The sequence below is a fragment of the Serratia sp. FDAARGOS_506 genome, from assembly GCF_003812745.1.
Classification (GTDB): Bacteria; Pseudomonadota; Gammaproteobacteria; order Enterobacterales; family Enterobacteriaceae; genus Serratia.
Genome location: NZ_CP033831.1, coordinates 4,541,326 through 4,553,134, shown reverse-complemented (window position 1 = coordinate 4,553,134; position 11,809 = coordinate 4,541,326). Strand labels below are relative to the sequence as shown.

Genomic DNA, 11,809 nt, shown 5'->3' with positions numbered 1-11,809 from the left:
ACATTTTTATGACAATAGTGTGACGTTAATCACGCCGACGGCGGCCTCGGCGGCGAAAGCTTGCTGGTCGGAGGTTTCGCTCTACGCTTAATGAGCGCCACGACGGTGCGCCCATCAGCCATTCAGGAGGAAATATGCAGACGATTCCCGCCGCGGTACTCGACGATCTGGCCCCGCAAGGCGTGTTGCGCGCGGCGATCAACTACGGCAATCCGGTGCTGGCGCAGGCCGGGACCGGTGGCAAACCGCAAGGCGCTTCGGTGGAGCTGGCCGCCGCGCTGGCCCAGGAGTTGGGCGTGGCGCTCGAACTGGTCACCTATGACGCGGCGGGCAAGGTGTTCGCCGATCTGGACAGCGGCGCCTGGAACCTGGCGTTTATGGCCATCGAGCCGGTGCGCGCGGCGCAGATCGCCTTCAGTGAGCCGTACGTGATCATCGAGGGGACTTATCTGGTGGCGAACGACGCGCCTTACTTTGAGGTGGCGCAACTCGACAGGCCGGAGGTGCGCATAGCGGTCGGCCAGGGGGCGGCGTACGATCTGTTTTTATCGCGCACGCTGCAGCAGGCGCAGCTGGTGCGGGCGGCAACTTCCGCCGAGGCGATCGCGCTGTTTTTCGAACGCGGGCTGGAGGCAGCGGCCGGCGTGCGCCAGCCACTGCAGGCTGCTGCGGCCGCCCATCCCGGCTACCGGGTGCTGGAGGGACATTTCACCGCCATCCGCCAGGCGATGGCGGTGCCGCGGCAAAAAACGCAGGGCGCCGCCTACGTGAACGATTTTATCGAGCGCTGCAAAGCCAACGGGTTGGTGAAGGCGGCCTTGCAGCGCAGCGGCCAGGGCGAGGTGACGGTGGCGCCGCCGGCCGCCTCGGCGTGATCAGTTCAGCTCCACCGCGTACTGTTCTACCGGGGTGATTTTCTTGATCAGCTTGTTATCGAACAGGAACTGTTCGTAAGCCTGGTAGCGGGCCCGATCCAGCTTCGCCGGATCGCGCGCGAACAGCGGCAGGCTGGCTTGCCACGCCTGCTTGTTCAGCTCGGTATTCAGCTCCGGGTGCGCCTTGGCGAATGCCAGCCAGGTGTCCTGCGGGTGCGCATGCAGGTAGTCGCTGCCTTTCTTCAGCGCGGCGAGGAATTTGCGGATTTTCGGCTCGTTCACCGCATCGCGGTTGGCGACGATGATCAGTTCGTCGTAGGCCGGCACGCCGTAATCTTCGACGTTGAACACCACCGGCGTCTTACCCTGCAGCTTCAGCTCCAGCGCTTCGATGTTGCGGTAGCCGCCGATCACCGCATCGACCTGGCCCGCCAGCAGGGCGCTGGTCAGCTGGAAGTTGACGTTGATGAGCTTGATGTCCTGCGGTTTGAGGTGCTCGTGTTCGACCATGGTGGCCAGCGTCGCTTGTTCGATGCCGCTGACCGAGTAACCCACCGTTTTGCCTTTGAGATCCGCCGGTGAGGTGATGTTTTTATCCAGCGCGATCACCGTATTCAGCGGTGTGTTGATCAGCGTGCCGACCCGCATCAGCGGCAGGCCCTGATCGGCGAAGAAGTGCAGCTGCGGTTGATAGGTGATGGCGAGGTCTGCCTGTTTGGCGGCCACCAGCCGCGGCGGCAGCGCCGGATCGGACGGCGGCACGATCTTGACGTCCAGCCCTTCGGCCTTGAAGGCGCCGATCTGCTCGGCCACCATAATCGGTGCGTGATCGGGGTTGATGTACCAGTCGAGCACCAGCGTCAGCTTTTCGGCCGCGCCGGCCTGGCCGGTGATGGCGGCGCCCAGCAGCAGCCCGCAAACGGTTTGTTTGATCATGGTCGTTCCTTTATCCCTGGTTATGGTTGCAATCATCAGTCGTTTTCCGGCGCCCAGGCGATCAGGCGCCGCAGCAGCGCATCCACCGCAGTCCACAGCAGCACAGTCATCAGCACCAAAATAAACAGCGCGGCGAAGCAGATGTCGGTCTGCATACGCGCGTTGGCGTTAAGCATCACGTAGCCCAGCCCTTCGGCCGAGCCGACCCATTCGCCGATGATGGCGCCGATCGGCGCGACCGCGGCGGCCATGCGCAGGCCGGAACCGAAGGCCGGCAGCGCAGCCATCAGCCGCACGTGCCGCAGCTGCGCCCAGCGCGAAGCGCGCATCGTGCGCGCCAGATCGAGATAGTCGTTGTTGACCCGGCGCAGCCCGTCGAAGAAGGCCGACACTACCGGGAAGAAGATCACCAGTACCGCCATCGCCACCTTGGCGCTCATGCCGAAGCCGAACCACAGCACCAGCAGCGGGGCCAGGGCGAACACCGGTATCGCCTGGCTGGTGAGCACCAGCGGCATCAGCCAGCGCTGCAGGCGCGGCGAGAAGATCATGCACAGCGCAAGCGCGGCGCCGAGCAGTACGCCCAGCGCCAGCCCGCTGACGATTTCCGAAGCGGTGACCAGCGTGTGCCAGGCGAGATAGCTGCGCCCGTCCCATAGCGCCTGCGCCACCGCGCCCGGCGTGGGCAGCAGAAAGGCCGGAATGCCGCTTTGCACCGCCAACCACCACAGCAGCAGCAGGCCGGCAAACACCGTCAGCCCACGCCGCAGGCGGGTAAGCCCACGTTCTTTGGCGATATTCATTGCGCTGCCCTCACCAGCTGTTGGAGCAGTTCGGCCTGGCTTTTCAGCAGGTCGGCGTCATCCGGTGCGCGCGGCGGTTGCCCGCTGATGCGGTGGGTGTCGTCGAGGCCCAGCGGCCAGGGCGACAGCACCAGCAGCCGGTGGCTCAGGCGGCAGGCCTCCATCGGATCGTGGGTGATCAGCAGCACGGTGTTTTGCGCCAGCAGTTCGGCGGCCAGGCTCTGGATCTCGGCGCGGGTAATGGCGTCCAGCGCGGAAAAGGGTTCGTCCATCAGCACGATCGGCTGGCGTTCGTAGAGCGTGCGGGCGATGGCAGCGCGCTGGCGCATCCCGCCGGACAGCGAGGCGGGCAGGCTGCGGCCATGCGCGGCCAGGCCCACGCGCTCCAGCAGGTGTGCCGCCCACGCCCGGTCCGGTGTTTCGCCGCGCAGCCGCGAGCCGAGGGCGACGTTCTCTTCGATGGTCAGCCACGGGTAGAGCAGATCTTTTTGCCCCATATAGGCGATGCGCCCGGCGATCGGCTGGCCGTCGCTGCCGGCTACCGTGCCCGAGGTGGCCCGTTCCAGGCCGGCGATGATCTTCAGCAAACTGGTTTTGCCGGCGCCGCTGGCGCCGAGCAGGGCGACGAAGCTGCCGCCGGCGATGTCGAAGCTCAGCCGATCAAAGACGATTTTCTGACCGAAACGCAGGCTGAGATCCCGCACCTGAATGCCGGGCGGGAGAAGCGGGGAGGTCATGAGGCGTTCAGCCCCATCTGCCAAAAAGCCGATTCCAACTGGGTGGCGGTGGTGAAAATCTGCGCCAGCTCAGTGAGGCGGCTTTGCGCGCCACGCTGATGACCGACGGTCTCGAGCAGCTCGATGGCGGCACGCACGCCGGCCAGATAGCCCTCGTCGCCGTAGTTGCGGATCCAGGAGGCGTAAGGATTGCCCTCCATCTTGGTGGCGGGATCGTGCAGCAGCCGCAGGCCAATTTCGGCATAGCCGGCCACGCAGGGCAGCAGGCCGGCCAGCAGATCGAGGGCGTCGCCGGCATGGCCGATATCCAGCACGTAACGGGTGTAGTTCATGGTCTCCGCCGCTTCCGGCTGGGCGGCGATCTGCGCTTCGCTCAGCCCCCATTCGGCGCAGTAGGCCACGTGCAGCGGCAGTTCGGCGACGATGCCGTTAAGCGAGGCGGTGGCGGCGCGCATCTCCGGCAGGGTACGCAGCTTGCTGACCAGCAGCGCGTAGGCGCGGGCGAAGTGCAGCAGGAACAGGTAGTCCTGGGTCAGGTAGCGGCGAAAAGCGCGTTCGGGCAAGGTGCCGGCGGCGAGCTGCTGCAGAAACGGGTGCTCGACGTAGTCCTGCCAGTGGCTGCCGGCATGTTGGCGCAGCCGGCCGTAAAGACCGTTTTCGAACAGGGTGGTGATGGACATGGGACCTCCTTGAGTCAGTGGAGATCCGGGCACGCTGGGGTATGAACAGGCAACGGGTGAGAGCGTTGTTACCTAACCGTCCCTTCGCTGGCATGACCCAGATCAGGTTCAAAGGGTTCGGCTTGCGCCATCTCAGCCCGTAACAGGACACCCCTCGGAGCTGCTTGTTATACGACATTTGTTTTTTGATTACAATCGCCGGGCGGCGCGGCGGCAATCGGTTCGTTTAGTGCGATCGTGGGCGATTTTACTGGCGCAGAGCGCGCGCTTTTTGTCACTGTAGGCCGATGATTCTGCCTTTGAGGACGATTCCCGATGAAAAAGATTGGTTTTCTCTCGTTCGGCCACTGGTCGCCTTCCGCCCAGTCCGGCACCCGTTCCGCGGCGGATGCGCTGCTGCAGTCCATCGATCTGGCGGTCGCCGCCGAAGATCTGGGGGCGGACGGCGCCTATTTTCGCGTACACCACTTTGCGCGCCAGCTGGGATCGCCGTTCCCGCTGTTGGCCGCCATCGGCGCCAAAACCCAACGTATCGAAATCGGCACCGGCGTGATCGACATGCGCTATGAAAACCCGCTGTACATGGTGGAAGACGCCGGCGCGGCGGATCTGATCGCCGGTGGGCGGCTGCAGCTCGGCATCAGCCGCGGCTCGCCGGAGCAGGTGATCGACGGCTGGCGCTATTTCGGCTATGCCCCGGCCGACGGCGAGAGCGACGCGGACATGGCCCGCCGCCATACCGAAGTGTTCCTGGAAGCGCTGCGCGGTGAAGGGTTCGCCGAACCCAATCCGCAGCCGATGTTCCCGAATCCGCCCGGGCTGCTGCGGCCGGAGCCGTTTTCCGCCGGGCTGCGCGACCGCATCTGGTGGGGTGCCGGTTCGAACGCCACCGCCGTCTGGGCGGCGAAGCTCGGCATGCACCTGCAAAGTTCGACGCTCAAGAACGACGAGACCGGCGAACCTTTCCACATTCAGCAGGCCAAGCAGATCCGCGCCTACCGCGCCGCCTGGCAAGAGGCCGGCCATACGCACGAGCCGCGGGTTTCCGTGAGCCGCAGCATCTTCGCGCTGGTGGATCAGCGGGATCGCAACTACTTCGGCGGCGGTGGCAAGGAGGGCGATCAGCTGGGATATATCGACGCGCAGACCCGGGCGATCTTTGGCCGCAGCTATGCCGCCGAGCCGGACGAGCTGATAAAACAGCTGGCGCAGGACGAGGCCATCGCCGAAGCGGATACGCTGCTGCTGACCGTGCCTAACCAGCTGGGCGTGGAGTACAACGCCCACGTCATCGAATCGATTTTAACCCATGTCGCGCCGGCGCTCGGCTGGCGCTAAACGGAGGAGTGGCATGTCACGCATTTTCATTACCGGCTCGGTAGACGGGCTGGGCCGCGCCGCCGCGCAAACGCTGTTGGACGAAGGGCATCAGGTGATTTTGCATGCGCGTGAGCCCGGCCGTTTGGACGCGGTGCGCGATCTGCTGGATCGCGGCGCGCAGGCCGCGATCGGCGATCTGTCCGATGTGCAGCAGATCCGGCTGCTCGCCGAGCAGGTCAATCGCCTCGGCCGCCCGGACGCGGTGATCCACAACGCCGGTATGTTTACCGGGCCGCAGGTGATGCCGGTGAACGTGATTGCGCCTTACCTGCTGACGGCCCTGATCGAACGCCCCAAGCGCATCGTCTACCTGAGCAGCAGCATGCACTTTGACGGCGTGCCGGAACTGAACGGCGTAGACTGGCTCGGCGGCGCAGCCGGTTCCTATTCGGACAGCAAACTGTTCGTCACCGCGCTGGCCGCCGCCGTGGCGCGCCTGTGGCCCGGCGTCATCAGCAGCGCGGTCGATCCCGGCTGGGTGCCGACCAAAATGGGCGGCGCGGATGCGCCCGACGATCTGGCGTTGGGACATGTGACGCAGGTGTGGTTGGTGACCAGCGATGAGCCGCAGGCCCTGGCGACCGGCGGTTATTGGCACCATCAGCAACGGTTCGATCCCCATGCCGCGGTGCACGACGAGGCGTTTCAAACGGCGCTGCTGGCGCAGTTAGCGCGCGTCAGCGGAGTGAGCCTGCCGCAGGCTTGAATGGCTATTCCTTCCAGGCCCGTCGAGGTTATCGGCGGGCTTTTTTATGCCCGCAGGATGAACCGGCGAGGTTTTTCTTATACAGTGGCTGCATGACCTGTTTTGCTCGTTCTTCCTATTATCGCCATGCATACATTCCTGATTATCGTCCCTGAAGGGGGCATGCTGTTCGAAGCGGCGGGCATCGCCGATATCCTGATGCAGGCCAACCGTCTGAGCCCTGCCGAGGCGCCGCTGTATCAGATCGCGGTCGCCACCACGCAATCCCATCGGGTGATACACGGTCTGTCCGGGCTGAGCCTGTTGGCCGATCATCGCCTGGCGGATCTCGATCCGGCACTGCCGCGCGATACCGTCATCGTCGCCGGCAAAGGGGCGACCGAAGCAGAGGGCGCCCTGGTGGCGGATTGGCTGCGCCGGGCGGCCCCGCAGGCGCGCCGAATCGCCTCGGTCTGCGGCGGGGCTCTGCTGCTGGCCGAGGCCGGATTGCTGGACGGACGGCGGGCGACCACCCACTGGCGGCTGGCGGAAACGCTGCAGGCGCGCTTCCCGCGGGTGCAGGTCGAGAATGGCCCAATCTACGTGCAGGACGGGCCGATCTGGACCTCCGGCGGCGTCAGTTCCGGCTTCGACCTGACGCTGGCGCTGGTGGAAGACGACTATGGTTTCGTGCAGGCGCGCGAAGTGGCTCAGGATCTGGTGATGTTTCTGCGCCGCCCCGGCGGGCAGGCGCAGTTCAGCCGCTACCCGCTCAACCAGGCCAAATCGCCGGGCCCGATCCGCGATCTGCAGTCCTGGATCCTGGAAAACCTCGCCGACGATCTCAGCGTCGAACGGTTGGCCGAACGCGTGGCGATGAGCCCGCGCAACTTTACCCGCGTGTTCACCCGCGAGACGGGCATTTCTCCCGCCAAATTCGTCGAAGAAGGGCGGTTGCATACCGCCAGACAGCGCCTGGAGCAGAGTGCGCAAGGCATAGAGCAGATCGCCCTGGCTACTGGCTTTGGCAACGGCCTTAACCTGCGGCGGGTGTTTGAGCGAAAACTGCAGCTGACCCCGAGCGAATACCGCGAACGCTTTCATGCGCGCAATTTGGCGTAAATTGATTGGTAAGTGTCATTTACGCCGCTTCGGGGCAGGGCTAGAGTTGAGGCAAAGCCCATAACGAGGAGAGCATCATGGTGAGAGTTGGCATTAACGGCTTCGGCAGGATCGGGCGCAACGTACTGCGCGCGGCACTGGGTCGCAGCGATTTTGAAGTGGTGGCGATCAACGATCTGACGGACAGCAAAACGCTGGCGCACCTGCTGAAATACGACACGCTTTCCGGCACCCTGGCGGCCAAGGTGGAAGCCGGCGACAATCAGCTGCTGCTGGACGGCCGGCCGATTCAGGTGTTTTCGCAGCGCGATCCCGCCGAGATCCCCTGGAGCAGCGTGGGCGTGGACGTGGTGATCGAAGCGACGGGCTTCTTTACCGATAAAGCCAAGGCGGAAGTGCACATCACGCACGGCGGTGCCAAGCGGGTGATTATCTCGGCGCCGGCCAAAAACGACGACATCACCATTGTCATGGGGGTTAACGACCAGCTCTACGATCCGGCGCTGCATAAAGTGGTCAGCAACGGCAGCTGCACCACTAACGGGCTGGCGCCCGCCGCGCAGGTGCTGCATCAGGCCTTCGGCATCGAATACGGGCTGATGAACACCACCCACGCCTATACCAACAGCCAGGCGCTGCACGATCAGCCGGAAAAAGATCTGCGCGGCGCGCGGGCGGCGGCGGAGTCGATCGTGCCTTACTCCAGCGGCGCGGCCAAGGCGCTCGGCAAGGTGATCCCGGATCTCGACGGCCGCCTGACCGGTTACTCGCTGCGGGTGCCGGTGCCGGTGGTTTCCATCGTCGATTTGACGGTGACGCTGAAACGCCCGGCGACGGTGGAGGAGATTAACGCCGCTTTCCGCGCGGCGGCGGCGTCCGGCCCGCTGAAAGGGATCCTGGGCTACAGCGATGAACCGCTGGTGTCGAGCGACTATCGGGGCGATGCGCGTTCGTCGATCATCGACGGCCTGTCCACGCTGGTGATCGGCGGTAATCTGGTGAAAGTACTCGCCTGGTATGACAACGAGTGGGGCTTCTCCAACCGCTTGGTCGATCTGGCGCTGCTGATGGAAAAACGCGGGCTGTAAACGCCCAACAGCAAAAAGCCCGCTTAAGTTTCCTTAAGCGGGCTTCTCTAAATATGGCTCCTCTGACTGGACTCGAACCAGTGACATACGGATTAACAGTCCGCCGTTCTACCGACTGAACTACAGAGGAATCGTGTGAACGGGGCGCATGATATCCAGCGGCCCCGGGTGTGTCAACGCTAAATTGCCCCAGGCGGTGCGACTGCTCGGTATCTGAGCAATATACCCGTCAATCAGCCCATTGCGCGTCGTTTTCCGCCTGGGCGCGCAGCAGGCGCGCCAGCGGATCCTGGCGGTAGAAGCGGCAAAAGTGCTGGTACAGCGCCGGGAAGCGTTCGGCCAGCAGCTCGGGGGCGCTGAAGAAATACTCCGACAGCACGGCGAAGCACTCGGCCGCATCGGTGGCGGCGTAGGCATCCATGCTGGCGGCCTCTTCACCGACCATGTCTATCTCGTCCTGCAGGCTTTCCATCGCGGCGTGCAGATCGTGCTCCCAGGCGGCCACCTCGCGCAGCGGGATCGGCGGCACGCCGGTGGCAACGCCGCCGTTGCGCATATCCAGTTTGTGCACCGCTTCGTGGATCACCAGATTGAAACCGGAGAGATCGAAAGAGTCCTGCACGTCTTGCCAGTTGAGCACGATCGGCCCCTGTTCCCAACTCTGGCCCGACTGCACCACCGGCCCCGAGTGCACCAGGCCAATTTCGTCCTGCCATTCGTCTTCCACCACGAACGGCGTGGGGTAGAGCAAGATTTCATTGAAGCCGTCGAGGCATTCTGCGCCGAGCTCCAGCACCGGCAGGGCGAACAGCAGGGCGATGCGCGCCTGCATTTGCGAGGTGAGCTGCAGCCCCTGCAGCGGCACGATGCGCTTTTGCTGCAAGATTTGCCCGGCAACGGCCACCAGCCGCTGCCGCTCCTGCTCATTCAGCGGCGAGAGCAGCGGGATCGCCAACGCGTCCTGCCACTGGGCCTGAGTGTCTGCCTGGGGTTGAGAGGGTTGAGTCGCTTTCCACGGCCATTTAATCATCAGGTTGCTCGTAAACTCATCACTTGAACGTTCAGCGGTATGCTAATGCTGTAAAAATGCCGTAAAAGCGGGCATGATAGCAAGCGTTGTTAGGAGAGATGCCGGAGCGGCTGAACGGACCAGTCTCGAAAACTGGAGTAGGGGCAACTCTACCGGGGGTTCAAATCCCCCTCTCTCCGCCACTATTCAATCACTTACGAATAAATCTTTCAACGATCCCCATCACAGTAAAACCAGCGTTCCTATCGGCTGTCGTCCCTCATTTCCCTGTCCCGACGTTATCAAACCGTCTTTTCGTCTTACTCTTTGTTCTGCAGTGATCGCCACCCCGGTCTGCGCCGCTTTCCCGTTTTTACGCCTCCTGTCACGCGATGCGGTGTTGTACTGTTGCCCGCGGGTAAGGTAATTTGCTGATGGCAATGACGACTGACGCGGGGGCTAACGGGCATGAACGAGAAAATCGACTATCACATCGAGAAATACCATTTCGCGCCGCTGGATGAGGCCCCCAGGCTCGCGCACCAGTGGAGCGAGGTGCTGAACGAGTGCCGCGAGACGCAGGCCGGAGCGGAGGAGCGTCTGCGCATTGCGCTGCTCAACGTGGATTATGTGACCAGTTTTGAATTGCCTTTCCGGTTATTGCTGGTGCGGGCGCCGCAGCTGATCGCCGGAATACGTGAAGAGCTGCCGCTCAGCCAGAAGAATGTGGTGTTCAACGGCAAGCGTTTCGGCTGCGTCTACAGCCTGAAAAGTGATTTGAGCGGCGTGCCGGAGGCCTTTCAGTACAGCCTGTCGACCCGCATTCACCGCCGGGCGGCATCGGGCGTGGACGCGCTGCCATACCGGGAAATCGCCAAGGCGCTCAAGGCGCCGCGTGAGCGGCTCAGGTTGGCGCTCGAGCAAGGGCTGCCGGTAACGGCGCTGGACGGATTGTTCTGGTTCGGCATCCAGCGCATTGCCGCCGAGGTGCGCAGGCTAAGAAAAACCGGCATGGCGATCGTGACGGCGGAAACGGAGATCTTCGACACCCTGACCGGCACGACGCGCAAGGTTCCGGTGTACCGCCTGGCCGAGCGTTAATTGTCGTTTCAGCGGAAAGGAGGTTCATACCAGGAACCTCCTTAATCATGGTACCGCTTACCGATAGGCTTCATTGCGCGCAATCGCGTATTTCCCGCTGCCCAGCAGCAGGATGACGATCCCGCCCATAAAGAACACCAGTTCGTTTTCAATGCCCCAGGCACCGACGTCGGTGACGGTGAACACTTTACCGGTACCCACCATCAGAAACGCCACTACCAGCGTAAAGGCGTAAACCAGCGCGGCGGGGCGGGTGAACAGCCCCAAAATGATCAGTATGGGTGCCAGTATCTCCCCCACATACACGCCATAGGCGATGAAGGCGGGTAGCCCTTGCTCCTGCAACGCGCCGGCGATCCAGCCGACGCCATGCTGAATTTTCGCCACGCCGTGAAACAGCATCAGCCCGCCGAAGGTCAGTCTGAGCGCCAGCTTGCCCGCGTCCGGGCGATCAAAAAGGCGGGTGAATGCCGCATTCAGTGACTTAACCATGGCCTTTCCTCCTGAATAGGAATGATTTTTAATCAATATATCAGCCAGGTGAATGTGAAAGATGTCCTGGATCAGTAAAACGACGGGCTTTACGCTGAATCCTCGGGTGAAGTTTGGCGGGAATTTTGCCCGGCAACGCAGGCTGTCCCCGCGACCAAAATCGCGGTAAAATGCAGCAGTTGACCTTATCGCACGCCATCAGGCCGCCGTACTCGCTATGAAAATGCGCAAACCGCGCCGTCCGCCCGGGCGGTGGATATATTACATCCTGCATGAAGACATGCTGTGGCCCTGCCCGGTCAAATGGGAGTGGGAGAGCGGCTATAACGCCTGGCTGCCGTTTTACTATTCCCCCACGCTGGAGTTCGTTGCCGGCAACCCCGCCCGTGCCACCAAGGTCAGCAACGGTCGGCGCTAAGCGTGCTGCTCGCCTTGCTGCCCGGCATCCGCTCACCTAAGATCATTACATCACCCACAGGTTTCCGGGAGCTCCCATGTCTACTCTGTTTCGCACTTCTTTTTGCGGTGCGGTGGCGTTGCTGCTGCTTGCGGGTTGTCAGCAGACGGCGCATAAGCCGGCGCCGCCGCTGCAGGCGCAGTTGGATCATATCGCTTCGATGCTGGCCGGTGGGCACTTTCTGCGCGTGGACTGCGGGCGCAGCGATGTGCCGGACGATGTAAAACTGCAACGCACCGCGATGCGTGCGGCTCAGCACCGCGGCTGGGATACGCATGCGGCAGGGTATCGGCAGTTGCCGGCGCTCACCCAAGCGCGTTACCTGACTCTGCAGCAGGATAATCAGCTGCTGACGGACAAATGCGCCACGCTCAGCCGCAGTACCGCACGTTTTATCGCGGCGGCGCAGGCCGATCAGGAAGACTACATAGAGTAGCGTTGCGG

14 protein-coding genes, 2 tRNA genes and 1 riboswitch are annotated in these 11,809 nt (G+C 63.2%); of the genes, 9 read left to right on the top strand and 7 right to left on the bottom strand.

Annotated elements, in window-relative coordinates; all coding sequences use genetic code 11:
- Window positions 1–134: 134 nt before the first annotated feature.
- Complete coding sequence (locus tag EGY12_RS22060) at window positions 135–875, top strand: transporter substrate-binding domain-containing protein (protein ID WP_123895377.1); 741 nt, start codon at window positions 135–137, stop codon at window positions 873–875.
- Here the strand turns inward: EGY12_RS22060 and EGY12_RS22055 are convergent, their stop codons facing one another.
- Genes EGY12_RS22055 through tenA form a run of 4 tightly spaced genes read right to left on the bottom strand, consistent with a single transcriptional unit; the run spans window position 876 to window position 4,031 of the window.
- Window positions 876–1,811 carry an ABC transporter substrate-binding protein gene (locus EGY12_RS22055; protein ID WP_123895376.1) on the bottom strand — a complete coding sequence of 312 codons (936 nt, stop codon included), beginning with the start codon at window positions 1,809–1,811 and terminating at the stop codon, window positions 876–878.
- Window positions 1,812–1,846: 35 nt separating this feature from the next.
- Window positions 1,847–2,614 (bottom strand): ABC transporter permease, encoded by a 768-nt coding sequence (locus tag EGY12_RS22050; protein ID WP_123895375.1) that lies wholly within the window; start codon window positions 2,612–2,614, stop codon window positions 1,847–1,849.
- Entirely contained in the window at window positions 2,611–3,351 is a 741-nt protein-coding gene (locus tag EGY12_RS22045; RefSeq protein WP_123895374.1) for an ABC transporter ATP-binding protein, read from the bottom strand. Before EGY12_RS22045 ends, EGY12_RS22050 begins: the two co-directional genes overlap by 4 nt.
- On the bottom strand, window positions 3,348–4,031 hold the full coding sequence (gene tenA, locus EGY12_RS22040) for a thiaminase II (RefSeq protein WP_123895373.1): 684 nt from the start codon (window positions 4,029–4,031) through the stop codon (window positions 3,348–3,350). The genes EGY12_RS22045 and tenA overlap by 4 nt, the downstream gene beginning before the upstream one ends.
- 62 nt (window positions 4,032–4,093) lie before the next feature.
- Window positions 4,094–4,196: riboswitch (TPP riboswitch) on the bottom strand.
- 150 nt (window positions 4,197–4,346) lie between these two features.
- Between tenA and EGY12_RS22035 the strand changes: the two genes are divergently transcribed.
- The 4 genes from EGY12_RS22035 (at window position 4,347) to gap (ending at window position 8,306) form a co-directional block, all read left to right on the top strand.
- Window positions 4,347–5,369 carry an LLM class flavin-dependent oxidoreductase gene (locus EGY12_RS22035; protein WP_123895372.1) on the top strand — a complete coding sequence of 341 codons (1,023 nt, stop codon included), beginning with the start codon at window positions 4,347–4,349 and terminating at the stop codon, window positions 5,367–5,369.
- Between the two features lie 13 nt (window positions 5,370–5,382).
- Complete coding sequence (locus EGY12_RS22030; protein ID WP_123895371.1) at window positions 5,383–6,117, top strand: SDR family NAD(P)-dependent oxidoreductase; 735 nt, start codon at window positions 5,383–5,385, stop codon at window positions 6,115–6,117.
- Between the two features lie 126 nt (window positions 6,118–6,243).
- On the top strand, window positions 6,244–7,218 hold the full coding sequence (locus EGY12_RS22025; protein WP_123895370.1) for a GlxA family transcriptional regulator: 975 nt from the start codon (window positions 6,244–6,246) through the stop codon (window positions 7,216–7,218).
- A gap of 77 nt (window positions 7,219–7,295) precedes the next feature.
- Window positions 7,296–8,306: a type I glyceraldehyde-3-phosphate dehydrogenase gene (gene gap, locus EGY12_RS22020; protein ID WP_123895369.1), complete on the top strand. Its 1,011-nt coding sequence runs from the start codon at window positions 7,296–7,298 to the stop codon at window positions 8,304–8,306.
- 54 nt (window positions 8,307–8,360) lie between these two features.
- On the opposite strand, the gene EGY12_RS22015 is transcribed toward gap, so the two are convergent.
- Both EGY12_RS22015 and mtfA read right to left on the bottom strand, forming a co-directional pair.
- Window positions 8,361–8,436, bottom strand: a tRNA-Asn gene (locus EGY12_RS22015).
- Between the two features lie 99 nt (window positions 8,437–8,535).
- The gene (mtfA, locus tag EGY12_RS22010; protein ID WP_107226460.1) at window positions 8,536–9,336 is read right to left on the bottom strand and encodes a DgsA anti-repressor MtfA; all 801 of its coding nucleotides are present in this window, start codon (window positions 9,334–9,336) and stop codon (window positions 8,536–8,538) included.
- 92 nt (window positions 9,337–9,428) lie between these two features.
- On the opposite strand from mtfA, the gene EGY12_RS22005 reads away from it, so the two are divergent.
- Window positions 9,429–9,518: transfer RNA gene (locus EGY12_RS22005), tRNA-Ser, on the top strand.
- A 265-nt stretch (window positions 9,519–9,783) separates the two neighbouring features.
- A complete protein-coding gene (locus EGY12_RS22000; protein ID WP_123895368.1) occupies window positions 9,784–10,416 on the top strand; it encodes a helix-turn-helix domain-containing protein in 633 nt (210 codons plus the stop codon).
- Window positions 10,417–10,473: 57 nt separating this feature from the next.
- Here EGY12_RS22000 and EGY12_RS21995 read toward each other — a convergent pair whose 3' ends face one another.
- A complete protein-coding gene (locus tag EGY12_RS21995) occupies window positions 10,474–10,908 on the bottom strand; it encodes a DoxX family protein (protein ID WP_123895367.1) in 435 nt (144 codons plus the stop codon).
- Window positions 10,909–11,125: 217 nt separating this feature from the next.
- On the opposite strand from EGY12_RS21995, the gene EGY12_RS21990 reads away from it, so the two are divergent.
- Both EGY12_RS21990 and gspS read left to right on the top strand, forming a co-directional pair.
- Window positions 11,126–11,326, top strand: coding sequence for a hypothetical protein (locus tag EGY12_RS21990; RefSeq protein WP_019453451.1), 201 nt, complete (start codon window positions 11,126–11,128; stop codon window positions 11,324–11,326).
- A gap of 76 nt (window positions 11,327–11,402) precedes the next feature.
- Window positions 11,403–11,801 (top strand): type II secretion system pilot lipoprotein GspS, encoded by a 399-nt coding sequence (gspS, locus tag EGY12_RS21985; RefSeq protein ID WP_123895366.1) that lies wholly within the window; start codon window positions 11,403–11,405, stop codon window positions 11,799–11,801.
- The last annotated feature ends 8 nt before the right edge of the window (window positions 11,802–11,809 follow it).